Annotated in this window: 16 protein-coding genes; 4 read left to right on the top strand and 12 right to left on the bottom strand. The window is 72.2% G+C overall.

All coding sequences use genetic code 11. The features are described 5' to 3' along the window. Window positions 1-87: 87 nt before the first annotated feature. Genes ACQEVZ_RS33015 through ACQEVZ_RS33000 form a run of 4 tightly spaced genes read right to left on the bottom strand, consistent with a single transcriptional unit; the run spans window position 88 to window position 5,995 of the window. Window positions 88-891 (bottom strand): TIGR03936 family radical SAM-associated protein, encoded by an 804-nt coding sequence (locus tag ACQEVZ_RS33015; protein ID WP_360567375.1) that lies wholly within the window; start codon window positions 889-891, stop codon window positions 88-90. Continuing rightward, a complete protein-coding gene (locus ACQEVZ_RS33010) occupies window positions 884-2,848 on the bottom strand; it encodes a TIGR03960 family B12-binding radical SAM protein (RefSeq protein WP_433373706.1) in 1,965 nt (654 codons plus the stop codon). Before ACQEVZ_RS33010 ends, ACQEVZ_RS33015 begins: the two co-directional genes overlap by 8 nt. A gap of 46 nt (window positions 2,849-2,894) precedes the next feature. Next, a complete protein-coding gene (locus ACQEVZ_RS33005) occupies window positions 2,895-5,240 on the bottom strand; it encodes a glycoside hydrolase family 65 protein (protein WP_433373703.1) in 2,346 nt (781 codons plus the stop codon). After that, on the bottom strand, window positions 5,240-5,995 hold the full coding sequence (locus ACQEVZ_RS33000; protein ID WP_344512297.1) for an HAD family hydrolase: 756 nt from the start codon (window positions 5,993-5,995) through the stop codon (window positions 5,240-5,242). The genes ACQEVZ_RS33005 and ACQEVZ_RS33000 overlap by 1 nt, the downstream gene beginning before the upstream one ends. 85 nt (window positions 5,996-6,080) lie before the next feature. Here ACQEVZ_RS33000 and ACQEVZ_RS32995 point away from each other — a divergent pair, with 85 nt between their 5' ends. Continuing rightward, window positions 6,081-6,929 (top strand): hypothetical protein, encoded by an 849-nt coding sequence (locus ACQEVZ_RS32995; protein ID WP_433373699.1) that lies wholly within the window; start codon window positions 6,081-6,083, stop codon window positions 6,927-6,929. A gap of 4 nt (window positions 6,930-6,933) precedes the next feature. Here the strand turns inward: ACQEVZ_RS32995 and ACQEVZ_RS32990 are convergent, their stop codons facing one another. From ACQEVZ_RS32990 to ACQEVZ_RS32980, 3 genes are all read right to left on the bottom strand, one after another. Then, on the bottom strand, window positions 6,934-7,644 hold the full coding sequence (locus ACQEVZ_RS32990; RefSeq protein WP_354901744.1) for a lysophospholipid acyltransferase family protein: 711 nt from the start codon (window positions 7,642-7,644) through the stop codon (window positions 6,934-6,936). A 274-nt stretch (window positions 7,645-7,918) separates the two neighbouring features. Further along, window positions 7,919-8,779 (bottom strand): DMT family transporter, encoded by an 861-nt coding sequence (locus tag ACQEVZ_RS32985; protein ID WP_344512292.1) that lies wholly within the window; start codon window positions 8,777-8,779, stop codon window positions 7,919-7,921. Beyond that, complete coding sequence (locus ACQEVZ_RS32980; RefSeq protein WP_433373694.1) at window positions 8,776-9,423, bottom strand: B3/B4 domain-containing protein; 648 nt, start codon at window positions 9,421-9,423, stop codon at window positions 8,776-8,778. The genes ACQEVZ_RS32985 and ACQEVZ_RS32980 overlap by 4 nt, the downstream gene beginning before the upstream one ends. Before the next feature lie 41 nt (window positions 9,424-9,464). Between ACQEVZ_RS32980 and ACQEVZ_RS32975 the strand changes: the two genes are divergently transcribed. Continuing rightward, window positions 9,465-10,076 carry a helix-turn-helix domain-containing protein gene (locus ACQEVZ_RS32975; RefSeq protein ID WP_344512288.1) on the top strand — a complete coding sequence of 204 codons (612 nt, stop codon included), beginning with the start codon at window positions 9,465-9,467 and terminating at the stop codon, window positions 10,074-10,076. Here ACQEVZ_RS32975 and ileS read toward each other — a convergent pair. Next, window positions 10,057-13,164: an isoleucine--tRNA ligase gene (gene ileS / locus ACQEVZ_RS32970; RefSeq protein ID WP_433373689.1), complete on the bottom strand. Its 3,108-nt coding sequence runs from the start codon at window positions 13,162-13,164 to the stop codon at window positions 10,057-10,059. The genes ACQEVZ_RS32975 and ileS overlap by 20 nt on opposite strands. Before the next feature lie 356 nt (window positions 13,165-13,520). Between ileS and ACQEVZ_RS32965 the strand changes: the two genes are divergently transcribed. Next, complete coding sequence (locus tag ACQEVZ_RS32965) at window positions 13,521-15,047, top strand: chitinase (protein ID WP_433373686.1); 1,527 nt, start codon at window positions 13,521-13,523, stop codon at window positions 15,045-15,047. 87 nt (window positions 15,048-15,134) lie between these two features. On the opposite strand, the gene ndk is transcribed toward ACQEVZ_RS32965, so the two are convergent. Beyond that, window positions 15,135-15,548, bottom strand: a complete 414-nt coding sequence (gene ndk / locus ACQEVZ_RS32960) for a nucleoside-diphosphate kinase (RefSeq protein ID WP_354901747.1) — start codon at window positions 15,546-15,548, stop codon at window positions 15,135-15,137. Between the two features lie 182 nt (window positions 15,549-15,730). Between ndk and ACQEVZ_RS32955 the strand changes: the two genes are divergently transcribed. Next, window positions 15,731-18,331, top strand: a complete 2,601-nt coding sequence (locus ACQEVZ_RS32955) for a VOC family protein (protein WP_433373683.1) — start codon at window positions 15,731-15,733, stop codon at window positions 18,329-18,331. On the opposite strand, the gene ACQEVZ_RS32950 is transcribed toward ACQEVZ_RS32955, so the two are convergent. Genes ACQEVZ_RS32950 through ACQEVZ_RS32940 form a run of 3 tightly spaced genes read right to left on the bottom strand, consistent with a single transcriptional unit; the run spans window position 18,328 to window position 20,912 of the window. Further along, window positions 18,328-19,299 (bottom strand): helix-turn-helix transcriptional regulator, encoded by a 972-nt coding sequence (locus ACQEVZ_RS32950; protein WP_433373680.1) that lies wholly within the window; start codon window positions 19,297-19,299, stop codon window positions 18,328-18,330. The two genes, ACQEVZ_RS32955 and ACQEVZ_RS32950, sit on opposite strands and share 4 nt — an antisense overlap. Before the next feature lie 3 nt (window positions 19,300-19,302). Continuing rightward, window positions 19,303-19,647 carry a DUF4233 domain-containing protein gene (locus ACQEVZ_RS32945; protein WP_433373677.1) on the bottom strand — a complete coding sequence of 115 codons (345 nt, stop codon included), beginning with the start codon at window positions 19,645-19,647 and terminating at the stop codon, window positions 19,303-19,305. After that, on the bottom strand, window positions 19,644-20,912 hold the full coding sequence (locus tag ACQEVZ_RS32940) for a bifunctional folylpolyglutamate synthase/dihydrofolate synthase (RefSeq protein WP_433377128.1): 1,269 nt from the start codon (window positions 20,910-20,912) through the stop codon (window positions 19,644-19,646). The genes ACQEVZ_RS32945 and ACQEVZ_RS32940 overlap by 4 nt, the downstream gene beginning before the upstream one ends. Between the last annotated feature and the right edge of the window lie 35 nt (window positions 20,913-20,947).

The following is a 20,947-nucleotide window of genomic DNA, read 5'->3' as shown; positions in this document are numbered from 1 at the left end:
GCCACACGGGGGCACCGCATATATGTTGTGCCGGCGGAGGTATCCGCTCACACGGACGATCCGCCGAAAGTCTGCCAACCTCGCCGACTACTCCAGTGACGAAGCCCCGACGACGACCGCCGGCCGATCCGCGGCGAGCGGATCGACAAGCTCTCCCTGCGCGGTCAGCACTCCCTGAGCCAGTCGGGTCGCACGAGGCGGGACCGGAGGCTCCAGGTCGGCTACTACACGCAGACCGGACAGCACATCGTCGGGTCGCACGGTCGGGGTTCCCTGCCGCACGACAAGGTCGAGTATCGCACACGGTGCCTCGGTGACCTCGGAAGGTACGTCACCGGGGGTCGAAGGGACGGAAAGTACGGCGAGCCGGACAACCGCGGCACGCGTGTCGAAGACCCGCTTGCCCTGCTTGGTGAGCCGCTCCACGAGCACCTCGGCGGCGCCCAGGAAGGCCTGGACCGCCGCCTCGGCCTCGGCCGGCGTGACGCCGGGCAGCTCGAGGTGCCAGGCCGACGCGTCGATACGGTCGGCCAGGCTGCCGCCGCCGTTGAGCGGCGACTGGACGGCCTCGATCACGTCGAGGCCGGGCGAGAGGGCCGCGTCGAGGGCGGCCCGCAGGTCGCCCGGGTCCACGACGGCCCGCAGGCCGATCTCCAGGTATTCGGCCTCGCTGGCCACGCCGGTCGGAGCGGCGGAGGCGTAGGAGACCTTCGGGTGCGGGGTGAAGCCCTGCGAGTACGCGATCGGCACGTTGGCGCGCAGCAGCGCCCGCTCGAACGCCCGGGCGAAGTCGCGGTGCGAGGTGAAGCGCATCGGGCCCCGCTTCGAGTACCGCAGCCGGATCCGCTGCACGACGGGGTCCTGGCCGCCCTCAGGCTGTCGCTTAGCCATGACGGTGCACCGCCTCAGGCATCCGCAGTCCCGCGCCGACCGGGGTCAGCGGCAACAGCTTCTTGCCCGTGGGGCCGATCTGGATCTCGGTGTCCTGGCTCGGGCACACGCCGCAGTCGAAGCACGGCGTCCACCGGCAGTCGTCCTGCTCGAACCCGGTGAGCGAGTCCTGCCAGTCCTGCCAGAGCCAGTCCTTGTCCAGGCCGGAGTCGAGGTGGTCCCACGGCAGGACCTCGTGCTGGTCGCGCTCGCGGGTGGTGTACCAGTCCAGGTCCACGCCGCGCTCGGGCAGCACCGCCGCGGCGGCGTCGACCCAGCGCTGGTATGAGAAGTGCTCGGACCAGCCGTCGAAGCGGCCGCCGGACTCCCAGACCCGCCGGATGACCGCGCCGACCCGCCGGTCACCCCGGCTGAGCAGGCCCTCGATCAGGGAGGGCTGACCGTCGTGGTACCGGTAGCCGATCGCCTTGCCGAGGTTGCGGTCGGCGTTGATCGCGGTCTTCAGCGCCCGGAGCCGGTGGTCGATGACCTCAGGCGGCTCCATGCGCGCCCACTGGAACGGCGTGTGCGGCTTGGGGACGAACCCGCCGATCGACACCGTGCAGCGGATGTCCCGGGAGCCGGTGGCCTCCCGGCCGGCCCGGATGACGTCGTGCGCCAGCTTGGCGATCTGCAGCACGTCGTCGTCGGTCTCGGTCGGCAGCCCGCACATGAAGTACAGCTTCACCTGCCGCCAGCCGTTGCTGTACGCCGTGACGACGGTCCGGATCAGGTCCTCCTCGGTGACCATCTTGTTGATCACCTTGCGGATCCGCTCCGAACCACCCTCGGGCGCGAAGGTCAGGCCGGTGCGCCGGCCGTTGCGGGCCAGCTCCTGGGCGAGCGTCACGTTGAACGCGTCGACCCGGGTCGAGGGCAGCGACAGGGAGACGTTGGTCCCCTCGTACTGCTGGGCGAGGCCGGAGCACATGTCGCCGATCTCGGAGTGGTCGGCGGAGGAGAGCGAGAGCAGGCCGACCTCGTGGAAGCCGGAGAACTCCAGCCCCTCCTTGACCATCTGCCCGACGGTCGTGATCGAGCGCTCGCGCACCGGGCGGGTGATCATCCCGGCCTGGCAGAAGCGGCAGCCCCGCGTGCACCCGCGGAAGATCTCGACGGCGTAGCGCTCGTGCACCGTCTCCGCGAGGGGCACCAGCGGGCGCTTGGGGTAGGGCCACGCGTCCAGGTCCATCGTGGTGCGCTTGTGCACCCGGAAGGGCACGTCGGCGCGGTTGGGCACGACCCGCTGGATGCGCCCGTCGGGCAGGTAGTCGACGTCGTAGAAGCGCGGCACGTAGACCGACTCGGTCCGCGCCAGGCGCAGCAGCAGCTCGTCGCGGCCGCCGGGCGAGCCGTCGGCCTTCCACTGCCGCACGATGGCGGTGATCTCCAGGACCGCCTCCTCGCCGTCGCCGAGCACGGCGGCGTCGATGAAGTCGGCGATCGGCTCGGGGTTGAACGCGGCGTGCCCGCCGGCGACGACCACCGGGTGCCGGTCGTCACGCTCGCGCGAGTCGAAGGGGATGCCGGCCAGGTCCAGCATGGTGAGCATGTTGGTGTAGCCGAGCTCGGTGGCGAACGAGATGCCGAACACGTCGAACGCGGTCACCGGGCGGTGCGCCTCCACGGTGAACTGCGGCACACCTTCGGCGCGCATGAGCGCCTCCAGGTCGGGCCACACCGCATAGGTGCGCTCGGCGAGCACGTCCGGCTGCTCGTTGAGCACCTCGTAGAGGATCTGGACGCCCTGGTTGGGCAGGCCGACCTCATAGGCGTCCGGGTAGGACAGGGCCCACCGCACGGTGGCGGAGTCCCAGTCCTTGACGACCGCACCGAGCTCACCTCCCACATATTGGATCGGCTTGCTGATCCTGGGCAGGAGACGCTCGAGTTGCGGGAAGACGCTTGCGACGCTCACGAGCTACCAGGGTACCCGCAGCCTCAGAACGCCCCCGGCCGCCGCCTCAGGAGTTCCGGTGCCGCCGCCTCGGCTCCCGCCTGGCGGGCGGCTTGGGCGCCGGCGTGGCCGGCCGCGGCGGCGGGACCCGCAGCGTGACCGGTTTGTCCGCCGTGACGGTGAACCGCTCGCCGTGGTGGCGCAGTGTCATCTCCCCGGAGTCCAGCTGGTACGTCGCCTCCTCGTGGTCGACGGTGACCCGCAGGATGGCGCCGTGGCAGGTGATCGCGAACGACAGCCGGTCCAGGCGGTCCGGCAGCCGCGGCATGAACGACAGCTCCCCGCCGTGGTCCCGCATCCCGCCGAAGCCCGCGACGAGCGCCAGCCACGTCCCGGCGAGCGAGGCCATGTGCAGTCCGTCACCGGAGTTGTGCTGCAGGTTGTACAGGTCGACGAAGGCCGCCTCGCCGAGGTAGTCGTAGGCCAGCTCGGTGTGCCCGACCTCGGCGGCCATCACCGCCTGCGTGCAGGCCGACAGCGAGGAGTCGCGGACCGTGCGCTCGTCGTAGTAGGCGAAGTTGCGGGCCTTCTCCTCCGCGGTGAAGGCGTCGCCCCGCCAGTGCATGGCCAGGACCAGGTCCGCCTGCTTGACGACCTGCCGGCGGTACAGGTCGAAGTACGGGTAGTGCAGCAGCAGCGGGTAGTGGTCGTCAGGCGTGTGCTCGAAGTCCCACTCCTGGTGCCGGGTGAAGCCGGCGGACTGCTCGTGGACCCGCAGCTCGTTGCTGTAGGGCAGGTGGATCCTGGCGGCCGCGTCGCGCCACGACGCGATCTCCTCGTCGTCGACGCCGATCGCCCGCGCCTCGTCCGGGTGGCGTTCGGCGGCGCCGGCCGCGGCGACGAGGTTCTGCTGGGCCATGAGATTGGTGTAGATGTTGTCGTCGGCGATCGCGCTGTACTCGTCGGGGCCGGTCACCCCGTCGATGTGGAAGACGCCGTGCCGGTCGTGGTGGCCCAGGGAGCGCCACAGCCGGGCCGTCTCGACCAGTAGCTCCAGGCCGAAGTCGGCCTCGAAGGCGGTGTCGCCGGTCGCCTGGACGTAGCGGACCGCGGCGGCCGCGATGGCGGCGTTGACGTGGAACCCGGCGGTGCCGGCGGGCCAGTACGCGGAGCACTCCTGCCCGCGGATCGTCCGCCACGGGAAGGCCGCCCCGGACAGGCCCAGCTGCGCGGCGCGGTCGCGGGCGAGCTGCAGCGTGTCGTGCCGCCAGCGCAGCCCGTCGCGGGCCGCCTGCGGGTGCGTGTAGGTCAGCACCGGCAGCACGAAGCCCTCCGTGTCCCAGAACACGTGCCCGTCGTAGCCGCGGCCGGTCAGGCCCTTCGCCGCGATCGGCCTGGCCTCGGCCCGCGCGCCGGCCTGCATCAGGTGGAACAGGGCGAACCGCACGGCCTGCTGGATCTCCGCGTCGCCCTCGACCTCGACGTCGGCCTGCGCCCAGAAGCCGTCGAGGAACCGCCGCTGCGCCGCGACGAGGCCGTCCCAGCCGCCGAGCCGGGCGCCGGCGATCGCCCCGTGCACCTGGTCGCGGATCGCCTGCCGGGACCGCTGGCTGGACCAGCCGTACGCGAGGTACTTGACGATCCGCAGCCGCTGGCCGGGCTGCAGCTCGCACGCGAACGTGGTGCGCGCCCAGTCCTCTCTGGCCTCGGTGTGCGAGCGGACCGGCACCGGCGCGTCGACCTCGTGGTCCATCTCCGCGCCGAGCCGCAGCCAGCTCGCCTTCGTGCGGTGCAGCAGCTGGCCGTTGAGCCCGCTGGCCGTGTGCTCCTCGGGCTCGAGGGCGTGACCGAGCGCCGCGGCGACCCGCGGATCCTTGCTCGTCTGCGGGATGTCCTCGTTGGCGACCAGCTCCGACTGCACGATCACCCGCGCCGGGCCGTCGACGGGCTCGACCTCGTACAGGAACGCGGCGATCGACCGCTGCTCCAGCGACACCAGGCGGGTGGTGCTGACCTTGACCCGCTGCTGGGCCGGCGACATCCAGTCGACGTCGCGCCGCAGCGTGCCGGCCCGCAGGTCGAGCACCCGCTCGTGGCTCAGGAGGTTGCCGTACCGCACGTCGAACGGCTCGTCGTCGACCAGCAGGCGGAACACCTTGCCGTTGGTGACGTTCAGGATCGACTGGCCCTCTTCCGGGAAGCCGTAGCCCGCCTCCGCGTAGGGCAGCGGGCGCTCCTCGTAGAAGGAGTTGAGGTACGTGCCGGGCAGCCCGAACGGCTCGCCCTCGTCGAGGTTGCCGCGCAGCCCGACGTGCCCGTTGGACAGCGCGAACAGCGACTCGGTCTGCTCCAGGTCGTCGAGGTCGAGCTCGGTCTCGCGGACCGCCCAAGGCTCGACCGGGAATGTCGCCATCAGCGGTCCCGCCCTTCCGGCTGGTCCTGACTTTCCAGCAGCGCGTCGAGGTCCGGCACGACGATGTCGGCGCCGGCGGCCCGCAGGTCGTCGGCGTGCCCGCCGCCGATCCGGTCGATCCCGACGACGTAGCCGAACCCGCCGGCCTTCCCCGCCGCGACCCCCGAGAGCGCGTCCTCGAACACGGCGGCGTGCTCCGGCGCGACGCCGAGGTCCCGCGCCGCCGCCAGGAACGTGTCCGGGGCGGGCTTGCCGCGCAGCCCCTGCTCGCGGACCGTGACGCCGTCGACCCTGGCCTCCAGGTAGGCGTCGAGGCCGGTCGACGTGATCACCTGCAGCGTGTTGGCGCTGGAGCTGACCACCGCCCGGCGCAGCCCTTCCGCGGCGGCCGCCTTCAGGTAGCGCACGCTGCCCGGGTACGGCTCGAGCCCCTCCTTGATGAGGGTGAGCAGCAGCTCGTTCTTGCGGTTGCCGAGCCCGTAGACGGTCTGGGCGTCCGGAGGGTCGTCGGGGGTGCCTTCGGGCAGCGTGATGCCGCGGGAGGCGAGGAAGTCGCGGACGCCGGCCTCGCGCGGCTTGCCGTCGACGTGGTCGTTGTAGTCGGCGACCGGGTCGAACGGCCGCTGGCCGTCGCGTCCGGCGAGGAAGTCGTCGAACGTCCTGGTCCATGCCTTGTTGTGGATGATCGCGGTCGGGGTGAGCACCCCGTCGAGGTCGAACAGGCAGGCGGTCACGCGTTCCGGTAGACCCAGCACACCGCAACCGTATCCGCGCGAGGTGTCCGTCAAACCTGCCGCCGCTGAACGGCGGGCCGTGCACGGGGTCGCTAGCCTTCAGGGTGTGACACATCCGGATGAATCGCCGACCGACCGCCAGCCGGCCACGCCGACGTGGGTGGGCTCGGCGTCGGTGCCTCCGGGCGGGTCACGCCGGCGACGGCAGTGGGAGGACACCCTCGATCTGCCCGCCGCGCCGCGGACGGTCCCCCTGCCCGCTGATCCTTCCCCGCCGCCGCCGGAGATCCGGTACGTGCCGGTGCCGCAGTACGGTCCGCCGCCGCCCGGGTACCGTCCCCCGCCCGGTTACCGCCCGCCGCCCGGCTACGGCCCGCCGCCCCCGGCCTACCGGCGGCGCAAGCGGCGCTGGCCGTGGGTGATGCTGCTGCTCTTCGCCCTGTGCGCGGGCTGCTGCGGCGGCTCGTACGCCTGGGCCCGGCCCTACTGGGTGCAGTACCCGGCCTCGGTGCAGGTGGACGCGACGGTGCCGGGGCTCACCCGTTCCAGCGACGCGAACGCCAAGAAGGCGGCCACGGACCTGCAGAAGGCCCTGACCTCCGACCACCTCGACGAGTCCGGCTTCACGGTCACGTACACCGACGCCTCGAACAAGCAGCTGCGGGTCCTCGTCGCGGGCGCCACCCGCTTCATCACCGACCCCACCCGCGACCTGGAGGCCTCGATCCGCAAGCTCCCGGCCGCGCTGCAGGTCGGCACGGTGCGCGACATCGACCCCGGCCCCTTCGGCGGCGAGCAGCGCTGCGCCGCGGCCCGGTTCGACGGCCGCTCGGCGACCGTCTGCGGCTGGGCCGACCACGGCGTCATCGCCCTGGCCGTCTTCCCCGGCAAGTCCGTCGAGCAGGCCGGCACCCTGACCCACAACATCCGCGGCTCCATCGTCCGCCGCGGCTGACGACTCAGTCCTTCTCTGCCGCGCCGTTCGCGGCGGCGATCTGGTCGGGGCGCTTCGGGGCGTACCGGGTGACGTACTCCTGGCCGGTGAGCTGCTGGATCGCGTTCATGAGCTTGAGGGTCAGCTCGCGCAGGCCACGGCTGTCGATCTCGCCGCCCTGCCACTGGCTCAGGTCGAGCGGCTCGCCGACGCGGACCTCGACCGTCGGGCCGATGCGCGGCACGGAGGCGCCGATCGGCTGGATCTTCTCGGTGTTGAGCAGGCCGATCGGGATGATCGGGGCGGGCGCGTCGAGGGCGAGCTTCGCCACGCCGGGGCGGCCGCGGTACAGGCGGCCGTCGGGTGAGCGGGTGCCCTCGGGGAAGATGCCGAGGACGTGGCCGTCGCGCAGGACGGGCAGCGCGGCGTCGAGGGCCATCAGGCTGGCCCGGCCGCCGGAGCGGTCGACGGGGATCTGGTTCAGCCCGTACATGACGTTGCGCATGACGGTGCCCTTGACCCCGGGGGCGATGAAGTACTCGTCCTTGGCGAGGAAGTAGACGTTGCGCGGCATGAGCGCGCCCATCAGCACCGAGTCGATGACGGACTGGTGGTTGCTGGCGAGGATGGCCGGGCCGGTGGCCGGCACGTTGTCCAGTCCGCTGACCTTGGGCCGCCACAGCAGGCGGGACACTGGAGAGATCGCGAACTTGCCGACCGCATACAGCGCGGACAAATGCCCTCCACCAGGCTCAACAGACGATGCCGCCCACTGTAGACGGCGCGGGTCGTCAGGTCAGCCGCTGAGCTCACACCGTGGGCAAGACCACCCGCGGCTCATGCCGCCACCTCCGCTCCGCTCCGGCGTCGGCCTGAGCACAAACCTGCAATACCGATTCGCAGCCCTCCGCTCCGCTCCGGCCCGCTCATGCCGCCACCTCCGCTCCGCTCCGGCGTCGGCCCGAGCGCCGACCTGCGATACCGATTCGCAGCCCTCCGCTCCGGCCCGCTCATGAGGCGACGAGCACCAGCGCGGTCGCGGCCAGTCCGAGCCCGGCGAGCTGCACCGGCCGCAGCCGCTCGCGGTCGACGAGCATCGCGAGCAGGACGGTGCTCACCGGGTACAGCGACGCGACCGGCGCGATGATGCTCAGGTCCCCGCGCTGGACGGCCAGGACATAGAGGGCGTTGGCGCTCATGTCGAGCATCCCGGCGGCGAGCAGCCAGCGCAGCGGCGTCCCGGACGGACGTGCCGCGCCCCGGCCGCGCAGCAGCAGCGGCGCGCCGAGCACGACGGCGGTGACCTGCGCGCCGAGGACCGGCCACATCCCGGCGGCACCGCCGGCGGCGTCGCTCGCGGCGGACAGGCAGATGAAGAACAGACCGAACGCGACGCCGGCGCCGAGCGCCATGCCGAGGAGCCGGGCGGAGATCCTGCCGGCACCGTCGCCGTCGCTGTCGCCGCCGGGCGCCAGGCTGACGAGCGCGATGGCGACGATCGCGCAGCCGGCGCCGGTCAGGGCGAGCGCACCGGGGCGCTCGCCGGAGAGCAGGCCGGCGGCGACGGGCAGCAGGGCGGTGGTGACGGCGCTGACGGGAGCGACGATCGTCATGGCGCCACCGGCCATCGCCCGGTAGAACACCATCATCCCGACCATGCCGAGCGCGCCGGCGGCGGCGCCCCAGCCGAGGGCGCCGGCGTGCGGCGCGGCGGGCATGAGCACCAGGAAGAGCAGCAGCAGTGGGATGCTGGCGGCCTTCGACAGCACGACCACGGTCTTCGAGTCGACGCGCTGGCTGGCCTTGCCGCCCGCGAAGTCGCCGACGCCCCACACCAGCCCCGACAGCGCGGCGAGCACGATCCCGATCACGCGAGCCTCCGTACGGTGATCGTGTCTGCGTCGAGCAGGTCGGCGAGCATCTCCGCGGCCGGCGTGAGGTCGGTGTCGAGGCCTTCCAGGAGGAAGGCGGCCGAGGTGGTGGCGGCGGTGACGGCGGTGCGGCGGCCCTGGCGCCAGTTCCACCGCCGGCAGGTCACCCCGAGGTCGTCGCGCCAGATCACCTCGCCGGGCTCCGGCGTCTCCACGACCGGCGCGCCCTCCTTCACCGTGTCGAACGGCTCGTCGCCGGCGGCGAGCACGAGCCGCTCGGTGCCGGCGAGCGCGGCGCGGTCCTCGCCGCCGATCGGCACGGCGAAGCGGATGCTGACGGCGTTGTACGCGTCGACGATCCGGTCGATCACGGGCACGTCCCCGCGGGCGGCCCGCTTGCGCAGCGCCTCCGCCGAGCACGGGGTGCGCTGCGGCTTCGCCCCGAAGGCCCGGTAGACGTCGCGCCATGCCTGCAACGGAGCGTCGAGCGGCAGGCCGGGACCACCGGCGTCCTTGATCGCCTGGTGCAGCACGGCGCCGTCGCTGGGACCGTTGCGGAGTCCGTCGGCGAGCACCGCGAGGACGGTAGCCTCATGGCCCACGGACCGGCACAGGTCGAGCACCTCATCGGCGATGGCGAACATGCCGCAGTCGTATCACGATATTGACTGTGAAGGAAAATATTTTGACCGACGATGTGGCGCAGGTCGCCCAGGCGGCGATCGCCAGGCACGTGAAGGCGCTGCGGCAGGGCCGGCGCTGGTCCCTCGACGAGCTGGCCAGCCGGTCCGGCGTCAGCAAGGGCATGCTGGTGCAGATCGAGGGCGCGAAGACCAACCCGAGCATCGGCACGCTGTGCCGGATCGCGGAGTCGTTCGGGGTGAGCATCGGCCGGCTGCTGGAGTCGGAGCCGGAGCCGGTGGTGCGGATCGTCGGCGCGGACGAGCCGCCCGTGCTGTGGCGGGGCGGCGCCGGCGGGACCGGCAGGCTGCTGCGCGGCGTGAACGACCCGGCGTTCGTCGAGGTCTGGGAGTGGCGGATGCCGCCCGGCGAGACGCACGACTCCGGCGACCATTCCTCCGGCACGCGGGAGCTGATCCACCTGCGGGAGGGCTCGCTCGTGGTGACGGTCGACGGCTCGCAGTACACCGTGCGGACCGGCGAGACGATCGACTTCCGGGCCGACCGCCCCCACACCTACCGCAACGCGGCAGACGTGGAGGCGGTCCTCACGATGGTGGTCGTGATGCCCGAGGGCGAGTTCGACCGGCGGGCGCCTAGGCCTTCGTCACCTTGACGACGACGGCCTGACCGTCGCCGACCTCTCCGGCGAAGCCCTGGGGCACCGCCCCCAGCGACACCGTGTCGGCGAGGACCTCGCCGGCCACGAACGCGCCGTGCGCGGCGAGCACCGCGTCCAGCCCGTCGCCCTGCACGAGGACCGTGACGCGGTCCGAGACGTTCAGGTCCGCGTCCCGCCGGGCCTGCTGCACGACCCTGACCAGGTCGCGGGCGAGCCCTTCGGCCGCCAGCTCCGGGGTGACCGTGCTGTCGAGCACGACCACGCCCTCGCCGCCGGGCAGCGGCGCCGACTGGGTCGGGTCCGCCGCGACGAGCTTCAGGTCGTACTCGCCGTCCTGCAGGGTCACGCCGCCGGCCACGACCTCGTCGCCGGCGTGCTGCCAGTCGCCGGCCTTGACCGCCTTGATCACCTGCTGGACGTCCTTGCCGAGGCGCGGGCCGAGCACCCGCGGCACCAGCGTCAGCACCGGCGTGCAGTGCGCGGCGACGTCGCCGGTGAAGACGACCTCCTTCACGTTGACCTCGTCGGCGACGAGCGCGGCGAAGGGCCGCAGCGCCTCCGCCCGCGGCGTGGCCACCGTCAGGGTCTGCAGCGGCAGCCGTACCCGCAGCCCGCGGGCCTTGCGCAGGGAGAGCGCCGCCGAGCAGACGTCCCGCACCGCATCCATGTCCGCGACCAGCGCGTGGTCGGCGGGGAACTCCGCCGCCGACGGCCAGTCGGTCAGGTGCACCGACCGCTCGCCGGTCAGGCCGCGGAAGATCTCCTCCGCGGTCAGCGGCGCGAGCGGCGCGACGACCTGCGTCAGCGTCGACAGCACGGTGTAGAGCGTGTCGAACGCGTCGTGGTCGCCGGACCAGAACCGGTCGCGGGAGCGGCGCACGTACCAGTTGGTCAGCGCGTCGAGGTAGGACCGGACCGTCCCGCAGGCGCCGGACAGGTCGTAGGCGTCCAGCTGCGCGGTCACGGTCGCGACCAGCTCGCCGGTCTTGGCCAGCACGTACCGGTCGAGCAGGTGCGTGCTGTCGGCGCGCCGCCGGGCGGTGTAGCCGTCCGCGTTGGCGTACAGCGAGAAGAAGTACCAGACGTTCCACAGCGGCAGGAGCACCTGCCGGACCGCGTCGCGGATGCCGACCTCGGTGACCGGCATGTCACCGCCGCGCAGCACCGGCGACGCCACGAGGAACCACCGCATCGCGTCGGAGCCGTACTCGTCGAACACCCGGTAGACGTCGGGGTAGTTGCGCAGGCTCTTGGACATCTTGCGGCCGTCCTCGCCGAGGAGGATGCCGTGGCTGACGCAGTTGTTGAACGCCGGGCGGTCGAAGAGCGCGGTGGCCAGCACGTGCATGGTGTAGAACCAGCCGCGGGTCTGGCCGATGTACTCGACGATGAAGTCGCCCGGGTAGTGGTGCTCGAACCAGTCCCGGTTCTCGAACGGGTAGTGGACCTGCGCGAACGGCATCGAGCCCGACTCGAACCAGCAGTCGAGGACCTCCGGCACGCGGCGCATGACGGACTGCCCGGTCGGGTCGTCCGGGTTGGGCCGGGTCAGGTTGTCGATCTCGGGCCGGTGCAGGTCGCCGGGGCGCACGCCGAAGTCGCGCTCGAGCTCGTCGAGCGAGCCGTACACGTCGACGCGCGGGTACTGCGGGTCGTCGGACTTCCACACCGGGATCGGCGAGCCCCAGAACCGGTTGCGGCTGATCGACCAGTCGCGGGCGTTGGCCAGCCACTTGCCGAACGAGCCCTCCTTGATGTGCTCCGGCGTCCAGGTGATCTGCTGGTTGAGCTCCACCATCCGGTCGCGGAACGTGGACACGGCCACGAACCACGACGAGACCGCCTTGTAGACCAGCGGCGTGTCGCAGCGCCAGCAGTGCGGGTAGGAGTGCGTGTAGGAGTCGTGGCGCACGACGACGCCCGCGGCCTTCAGGTCGCGGATGACCGGCTTGTTGGCCTCGAAGACCTGCAGCCCCTGGTACGCGGGGACGACCGAGGTGAAGCGGGTGTGCTCGTCGACGGTGACGACGGTGGGGATGCCGACGGACGCGCAGGCCGCCTGGTCGTCCTCGCCGAAGGCGGGCGCCATGTGCACGACGCCGGTGCCGTCCTCGGTGGTGACGAAGTCCGCGCCGATCACCTGGAACGCGTTGGGGGTGTCGGCGAGGAAGTCGAACAGCGGCGTATACCGGCGACCGACCAGGGTGGCACCCTTGACGGTTTCGACCTGGACCGCGCTCGCGAGTTCCTTCTCGTAGGCGGCGACGCGGGACGATGCCAGGATGAACCGCTGCCCGTCCTCCTCGAACACCGCGTAGTCGATGTCCGGGCCGACGGCCAGGGCCAGGTTGGACGGCAGCGTCCACGGGGTCGTCGTCCAGGCGAGGATCTTCTCGCCGCTCTCCAGCTGGAAGGCCACGGTCAGCGCCGGGTCCTGCCGGTCGCGGTAGACGTCGTCGTCCATGCGCAGCTCGGTGTTGGACAGCGGGGTCTCGCAGCGCCAGCAGTACGCGAGGACCCGGAACCCCTCGTAGACGAGACCCTTGTCGTGCAGGGTCTTGAAGGCCCACATGACGCTTTCCATGTAGTCCAGGTCGAGCGTCTTGTAGTCGTTGGTGAAGTCGACCCAGCGCGCCTGGCGCGTCACGTACCGCTCCCACTCGGCCGTGTAACGCAGCACGGACTCCCGGGTGGCGGCGTTGAACTTGTCGACGCCGAGCTGGAGGATCTCCGCCTTCGTGCTGATGCCGAGCTGCTTCTCCGCCTCGACCTCGGCCGGCAGGCCGTGGCAGTCCCACCCGAAGCGGCGCTCGACCCGGAAGCCGCGCATCGACTTGTACCGCGGGACGACGTCCTTCGCGTAGCCGGTCAGCAGGTGGCCGTAGTGCGGCAGGCCGTTGGCGAACGGAGGGCCGTCGTAGAACACGAACTCGTTGGCGCCGTCGACGCCCGCGTCACGCTGCTCGACGGAGGCCTCGAAGGTCTTGTCGGCGGCCCAGTGGTCCAGGACGCCCCGCTCGACCTCGGGCAGGTCGGGGCTGGCCGGCACACCCTGCGCGGCATTGTGCATCGGATAGGCCATCGGCGGTCGCACTCCTCGCGTGACGTCAGCTGTCTCGACTCCACGCGGGGACGAACCTTCACAGGTCCGCGGTACCACCCCGCTTGCCACCTGACGGTGGCCGCTCGTTGGCCGGCTGTAACGGACCGGTGCCCGTCCGGTTCTACTGAGGCCGCCGATGACCGGCGGCCCGTTCTTCCGGAGGCTCGCCGGTGATGGCCGGGTCGACGCCTGTGCATCCAGGGTACCGCGTCGCGCATCCAGGTTTCCCCGGCTGCCATAAAGAATAGTAAAGAAACCTTGACATTAATTCCCCGCTGGAGTTTCGTGACACCAAACGTCGACGCCCATCGACGTCACCCCCACCTGGAGCCACGATGCGTCCACGCACTATCGCCCTGCTCGCGGGCACCGGAGCGGCCGCGCTGACCCTCGCCGGGGTCGTGATCGCGCTGCCCGCCTCGGCCGCCGAGCTGCTCACCAACCCAGGCTTCGAGACCGGCAACGCCAACAGCTGGAGCTGCGAGCCGTCGGCCGCGGTCACCTCCGGCGGCGCCCGGTCCGGCAGCTACAAGCTCACCGGCACGCCCGGCGGCACCACCGCCCGGTGCCAGCAGACGGTGTCCGTGCAGCCGAACACGAAGTACACCTTCTCCGGCTACGTCAACGGCTCCTACGTGTTCATCGGCGTCACCGGCGGCGTCGACGCCAGCACCTGGACGCCCGGCACCGGCGGCGCCTACTCGCAGCTCTCGGTGTCGTTCACCACCGCCGCGACGCAGAAGACGGCGGTCGTCTACGTCAACGGTTGGTACGGGCAGCCCGCCTACACCGCGGACGACTTCTCGCTGAACGGCCCCGGCGGCACCCCGCCGACGACGCTCGAGCCGACCACCCCGTCCGCGTCCCCGTCGCGGTCGACCTCGCCCTCGCCGTCGGTGTCGCCGTCGGTCTCGAAGTCCCCGTCGACCTCGCCGTCACCGTCGACCTCGACGCCGCCCAGCCCGCTGCCGAAGCACTTCCTGACCGGCTACTGGCAGGACTTCGTCAACAGCGCGGCGAAGCTGAAGCTGCGTGACGTCCCCAGCGAGTACGACCTGATCGACGTCGCGTTCGCCGAGACCGGCTCGCAGCCGGGCCAGCTGACCTTCGCGGTCGACCCGCAGCTCGCCTCGGCGCTCGGCGGCTACACCGACGCGGAGTTCAAGTCCGACATCGCCACCCTGCACGCCCGCGGCAAGAAGGTCATCCTCTCCGTCGGCGGCGAGGCCGGACGGGTCAGCGTCGGCGACGCGACCGCCGCGACGAACTTCGCCAACAGCGCGTGGGCGCTGATGCAGCAGTACGGCTTCGACGGCATCGACATCGACCTGGAGAACGGGCTCAACCCGACCTACATGGCGCAGGCGCTGCGCTCGCTGCGGGCCAAGGCCGGCGCGAACCTCATCATCACGATGGCGCCGCAGACGATCGACATGCAGTCCACCGGCGCCAGCTACTTCGCGCTGGCACTGTCCATCAAGGACATCCTCACGGTGGTCTACACCCAGTACTACAACTCCGGCGCGATGCTCGGCTGCGACCAGATGGCCGCGTACTCGCAGGGCACCGTCAACTTCATGACCGCGCTCGCCTGCATCCAGCTGGAGAACGGGCTGCGCCCCGACCAGGTCGCCCTCGGCCTGCCGGCCGGCCCCGGCGCCGCCGGCGGTGGCGTGGTCGCCCCGGCGCTGGTCAACCAGGCGCTGTCGTGCCTGGCGTCCGGCACCAACTGCGGCACGTTCAAGCCGCCGCACACCTACCCCGGCATCCGGGGCGCGATGACCTGGTCGATCAACTGGGACGTCACGAACGGCAACAACTTCGCCAAGACCGTCAAGCCGCACCTGGCGACGCTGCCCTAAGGCTTTCTTCCCCAACACAGTGAGGAGGGCGGGTGTCCCAGCACCCGCCCTCCTCGCCATTCAGGTCTCGCCCATTCAGGGTGATTTTTATTCCGCGAGCTCCGGGAACCACAGGGCGATCTCACGCTTCGCACTGTCCACCGAGTCGGACGCGTGCACGAGATTCTCCCGGTTGGACAGCGAGAAATCGCCGCGGATGCTGCCCGGCGCGGCCTTCCTGCCGTCGGTCGAACCGATCAGGGTGCGGATGACGGCGATCGCCTCGTCGCCCGAGACGACCAGCGCGACGAGGTCGCCGCTGGTCATGAAGTCACGCAGCGGCGGGTAGAAATCGCGCTCCACGTGCTCGGCATAGTGCTGGTCGGCGAGGGTCCGATCCATGGTGCGCAGCCGCATCGCGTCGATGGCGAGGCCCTTGCGCTCCAGGCGCCCGATGATCTCGCCGACGAGTCCACGGCGCACGGCATCAGGCTTGATCAAAACGAGCGAACGCTCGGCCACGAGGTGCCTCCAAGATGGGTCCGGTTCGCCCCCGAGCCTACCCAGCGTCACCGAACCCGACCCGCCCGGGTGCCGAAGACTTCCGTTCCGGCGATGATCAGGCATAGCCTGATGTCAGTCGTCTGGGGAGGTCGACTTTGCCGTCCAGCAATCGTGCGCAGGACACCGGCACCAGGAAACTCGTGATCGCACTGCTCGTCGTGGTCGGTAGTTTCCTGGCATTCTGCGGACTGGGGATGACCAACGCGTTGGTGGTCGCGTTGGGCATCATCCTGGCCGCGGCCGGTCCGGTGCTGATCCTTGTCCTCAACTCGCGCAACAAGGTGCGGCAATACGTCTACGGCACAGCGAGGGTCGCCGATATCTCGCCCCGCCCGACGACCGACGGACGCACCGCCCGCGGGCGGCTCAAGCTCGTCGTCAGGGCGACGGGCATCAACGGCGTCACCGTCTCCACCGTCGACCCGGCCATCCCGCTGGACAAGTGGCCCGACGCCGGCGCGACCCTGCCGGTCCAGGTCCTCAAGGGCAACCCGCGCAAGCTCGCCGTCGTCTGGGACAAGGTCCAGTCGCACCAGGACGCCCAGGCGTCGGAGCGGCGCCCCTCCGGCGGCGGCGGCCCGCGCTACTCCGTCGACGGCGACGAGTTCGACGTCGTCGACTCCCCCACCGACGACTACGAGCGCGAGCGCGAACGCGCCAGGGTCGCCGCCGGCGGCGCTGTGGGTGGTCCGGCCGGTGGCCCAGTCGGGGGCTCAGTCAGGGGGCCGGGCGGTGGCTCGGTCACGCCCTTCGAGCGGCCCGCCGAAGACCTCCCGCCCGACAACCGGCCCACGCTCACCGACCTCCCCCCGATCGCGGCGCCGGTCATCGAGCCGGTCCGGCTGTCGGGGCGCGGTGACCGCACCGGCCAGACCCGGCCCGCCCAGCGGCCGACCACCCCCGCGCCCAGCGGCACCGGCACCGGCACCGGCGGCACGTCGGGATTCGCGGCACCGGCGGCGGTCGCCTTAACTAAGACGGGCTCGCAGGCCACCGGCTCGCCCACGGCGAGCGCTTCGCCCACGGCAACCGGCTCGCCCACGGCGGCCGCCTCACCGGCGTCGGCCGGCGGGCAGGCATCGGCCGGCGGGCAGGCATCGGCCGGGGAGCACGCCGGGGTCGGGACCGTCACCGCCGCGCCCGTCAGCGGGGCCGGGGTCGCGGATCCCGCCGCCGACGCCCAGGCCACGCACGCGGGTGTCGTGACCGAGGACACCCCGCCGATGGTGGTGCGCCTGCCGTCCAACCCGGTGCGGGGCGGCGCCCGGCGCCGGCCGAGCCCGCGTCCCCGCCCCGGCACCCACGACCGCGCACCGGCGAGGACCGTGGAGCCGGCGGTCGCGCCCACCCCGGAGGAGACCCCGGCCGCGGTCACGGAGGCCGCGCCGTCGTACACGATCCCGGAGGCGGGCTCCACCCTCTCGCCACCGCCGGACCTGCCGTCCTCGGACCTGCCCGAGCCCCTCGCCGCCGATCAGCCCTCTGACCAGCCCTCTGAGCAGGCCGCCTCGGAACAGGCCTCAGTGCAGGCCTCTCAGCAGGCCTCGGAACAGGCCTCGGAACAGGCCTCGGAACAGGCCTCGGAACAGGCCTCGGAACAGGCTCCGGAGCTGACGCCCGCGGTGCAGGACGTCGAAACCGCCGTCGAGGGGGGTGTCGAGCAGCCCGCCGACGAGCCCACGGGCGCCGCCGCCCTTCCGCCAGGGATCACCTGGTGGCCCGACCGCGAGACCGAGCAGCTGCCGACCCGGCTCCCGCACCTGGAGCACATCCAGGTCCACGACGCCGAGCCGCCCGCCGACCCGGCACCCGCCGACACCGCTCCCACCGGCACGACGCCCACAGACACCACTCCCTCGGACTCGGCCCCGGCGGACAGCGGCCCCGCCGACCCCGCGCCCGCGGGCGGCACCGACGAGTCGGCACCCGTCGTGGGGCCGGCACCGGTCGTCGGGCCGTCGCCGGTCGTCGGGCCGTCGCCGGCCGGGCCGCCGACGCCGCTGCGGTCGGCGAACGAGGCCGCCGCCGGCGACCCGGCGAGCAACGGCAACGCCACCGTCCGCCCGTGGGGTACAGGCGACGCCGGCGGGCGCACGACGTCGGCGTGGTCGAGCAACGGCCACTCGCGCGACGCCACCCCGCCCGGCACCGGCGTGTTCGGCGCCGCGCCCGCGTGGCCGACGCCCGGCACGGCGCTGCCCGGCGGGAGCGGCGACGACGATGACGAGGAGCCGGTCGCCCCGAACCCTTACGCCACGGAGCACTACGTCGGCGACTCGCCCGAGGACCAGCTGGAGGAGCAGCCGCCGTCCGAGGGCGCGGTCGGGCAGTTCCTGGCGACCGAGCAGCGGCAGCAGCCCAACCCCCTCGACGGCGTCAACGGGGTGAGCATCACGCTGATCGTGTCGGACCTGGAGCGGTCCCGGCGGTTCTACCGCGACACCCTCGGCCTCACCGAGCTCGACAGCGGCGACACCGCCGCGGTCCTCGCCACCGGCGACGCCAGGGTCGTGCTGCGCCGGGTCGCGGACATGCCGCCGGTCGACCGCCGGGTCGTGCACCTCAACCTCGAGGTCCCCGACGTGTACGAGGCGTACGAGCGGCTCCGCGAGCAGGGCGTCGACTTCGTCCACCGGCCGCGGGTCGTGCCGCAGGGCGAGCAGCTGGAGCTGTGCTCGGCGACGTTCCGCGACCCCGACGGCCACGCGATCGCGCTGACCAGGTGGGAGCTGCGGCGCTAGCCGGAGTAGCGGCGGAGGGTCTCCTCGGCGGTGCGGCGCATCAGTTCGCGCAGCTCCGCCGGGGCGAGCACCTCGACGTCGGGGCCGAAGCGGCCCAGGTCGACCCGCACGTGCTCGAAGGTCTCGATCGGCAGGACGATCTCCACCCAGCCGTCGGCGTCGGGCGGGCCGGCGGTCTCGCGCAGGGCCCGTTCGGCGACCGGGCCCAGCATCCACCACATGCTCGCCGCGCGGGGCCCGACGCGGACGGTGGCCTCGCCCCCGCGGTACAGGGTGCGCTGCAGCCGATCCGACCACCCGGTCCAGTAGTCGCGCAGGTCGAAGCCCTCGGGCCGCTCGAACCGCTCCGGCAGCACGTCGACGGCGTCGACGCGGGAGATCCGGTAGGCGTTGACGCGCTCCCGTCCGCGGGCGACGACGTACCAGGCCGTGCCCTTCAGCACCAGGCCGAGCGGCTCCAGGCTCCGTTCGACCTGGGTGCCGTCCCACTTGCGGTACGACACCCGCAGCCGCCGCTGGTCCCACACCGCGCCGGCGACGGCGTCGAGATGCGGCGGCGCCTCCGGGTCGCGGAACCAGCCGGGCGCGTCGACGTGGACGCGCTCCTGAATGCGCGCCGCCATGGTGCGCTGCTCCAGGGGCATCGCCGCGAGGAGCTTCAGCTGCGCCGCGTCGAGCGTCGGCCCGAGGCCCAGGTGCCCGGCGGTGGCGCCGCTGCCGGCGAGGAAGAGCGCGGCCGCCTCGTCGGTGGTCAGCCCCGTCAGCGTCGTGCGGTAGCCGTCGACGAGCTGGTAGCCGCCGGCGGGCCCGCGGTCCGCGTACACGGGAACCCCTGACGCGGAGAGCGCCTCGATGTCGCGGTAGACGGTGCGGATCGAGACCTCGAGCTCGTCGGCGATCTGCTGCGCGGTGAGCCGGCCTCTGGTCTGCAACAGCAGCAGCGTCGAGAGCAGCCGGCTCGCCCGCATGCGTCAGGGTTTGTTCGCGTAGACGGCTCGCCGCACGTACAACACGTAAGCCCACGTCAGGCCGAAGACGATGCCGAGGGCGAGCAGGGACCAGTGCAGGACGCCGCCGGCGAGCAGCGCGACCGGCACGACCAGCGCCGCGTGCCACGCCCATCCGTGCCGCAGCAGCCCGCAGAGGGCGAAGCTGAGCACGGCGAGCCCGCCGCAGAGCCACAGCGCGCCGGCCGACTGGCCGAGCTTCGCCAGGGGCAGCAGCGCGAGCAGCAGGACCAGGCCGAACACGACGAGCGCGGACGCGCCGACGCCGCGGACGGCGCCGCCGGGGTTCTTCAGGCCGGCGGTGCTCATCGCTTCAACAGCCCGCGGGCGTCGGCGACGGTGACGACCGAGCCGGTGACGAGGATGCCGATCGAGCCGGGGATCGCGTTGTCGGACTCGGCGAGCGTGACGGCCGCGTCGATCGCGTCGGCGAAGTCGGGCACGACGTGGACCCGTTCGGGCCCGTACAGCTCCTCGGCGATCGCGCCGAGCTGCGCGGCCGACATGGCCCGGGGCGAGCTGTTGCGGGTGCAGACGATGCTCTCGGTGATCGGCTCGAGCAGCTCCAGCATGCCTTCGACGTCCTTGTCGGCGAGGGCCGCGACGACGGCGACGAGGCCGCTGAACGCGAACTCCTCGTTGAGCGCGCGGACGGTGGCCTGCATGCCGACCGGGTTGTGCGCGGCGTCGACGAGGATCGGCGGTGACTTGCGGACCCGTTCGAGCCGGCCCGGCGAGGTGGCGCCGCCGAACCCCTCGCGGACGGCGTCGGCGCTCAGCGCCCGCTCGTTGCCGGCGCCGAGGAACGACTCGACGGCCGCCAGGGCGATCGCCGCGTTCTGCGCCTGGTGCTCGCCGTGCAGCGGCAGGAAGACGCCCTCGTAGGTGCCGGACAGGCCCTGCAGGGTGAGGACCTGCCCGCCGACGGCGAGGTCGCGCCGGACGACGCCGAACTCGCGGCCCTCCCGGGCGATGGTCGCGCCGACCTCAGCGCAGCGCTCCAGGATCGGGCGCATCGCCTCGTCCGGCTGCGCCGCGCAGATCAGCGTCGACCCCTTGTGCACGATGCCGGCCTTGGCGAGCGCGATGTCCTCGATGGTGTCGCCGAGCCACTCGGTGTGGTCGAGGCCGATCGGGGTGATCACGGTCGTCTGCGCCTGCAGCACGTTGGTGGAGTCGTCGGCGCCGCCGAGGCCGACCTCGACGACGGCGACGTCGACGGGCGCGTCGGCGAACGCGGCGAACGCCATCGCCGTGGTCATGTCGAAGTACGTCAGCGGCGCGTCGCTGCGCGCGTCCAGGTACTCGGCGAGGGGCTGGACCTCGTCGTACACCTCGACGAACCGCTCCTCGGTGATCGGCTCGCCCTCGATGCTGATGCGCTCACGGATCGTCTGCAGGTGGGGGCTGGTGTAACGCCCCGTCCGCAGGCCGTGCGCGCGCAGCAGCGAGTCGATCATCCGGGCCGTCGAGGTCTTGCCGTTGGTGCCCGTCAGGTGGATCGCCGGGTACGCCCGCTGCGGGCTGCCCAGCGAGTCGAGCAGGGCCTCGATCCGGCCGAGGTCGAACACCATCCTGGTGAAGCCCCGGCCGTTGAGCTCCTGCTCGA

The organism is Dactylosporangium sp. CA-152071 (assembly GCF_050936335.1).
GTDB classification, from domain to species: Bacteria; Actinomycetota; Actinomycetes; order Mycobacteriales; family Micromonosporaceae; genus Dactylosporangium; species Dactylosporangium maewongense.
This window is presented reverse-complemented; position numbering and strand designations above follow the sequence as displayed.

Excerpts from the sequence above, each read along its gene's own strand:
- ACQEVZ_RS33015 (WP_360567375.1), bottom strand. The coding sequence starts at position 891 with ATGGCTAAGCGACAGCCTGAGGGCGGCCAGGACCCCGTCGTGCAGCGG.
- ACQEVZ_RS33005 (WP_433373703.1), bottom strand. The coding sequence starts at position 5,240 with ATGGCGACATTCCCGGTCGAGCCTTGGGCGGTCCGCGAGACCGAGCTC.
- ACQEVZ_RS32980 (WP_433373694.1), bottom strand. The coding sequence starts at position 9,423 with ATGTTCGCCATCGCCGATGAGGTGCTCGACCTGTGCCGGTCCGTGGGC.
- ileS (WP_433373689.1), bottom strand. The coding sequence starts at position 13,164 with ATGGCCTATCCGATGCACAATGCCGCGCAGGGTGTGCCGGCCAGCCCC.
- ACQEVZ_RS32965 (WP_433373686.1), top strand. The coding sequence starts at position 13,521 with ATGCGTCCACGCACTATCGCCCTGCTCGCGGGCACCGGAGCGGCCGCG.
- ACQEVZ_RS32950 (WP_433373680.1), bottom strand. The coding sequence starts at position 19,299 with ATGCGGGCGAGCCGGCTGCTCTCGACGCTGCTGCTGTTGCAGACCAGA.
- ACQEVZ_RS32945 (WP_433373677.1), bottom strand. The coding sequence starts at position 19,647 with ATGAGCACCGCCGGCCTGAAGAACCCCGGCGGCGCCGTCCGCGGCGTC.
- ACQEVZ_RS32940 (WP_433377128.1), bottom strand. The coding sequence starts at position 20,912 with ATGGTGTTCGACCTCGGCCGGATCGAGGCCCTGCTCGACTCGCTGGGC.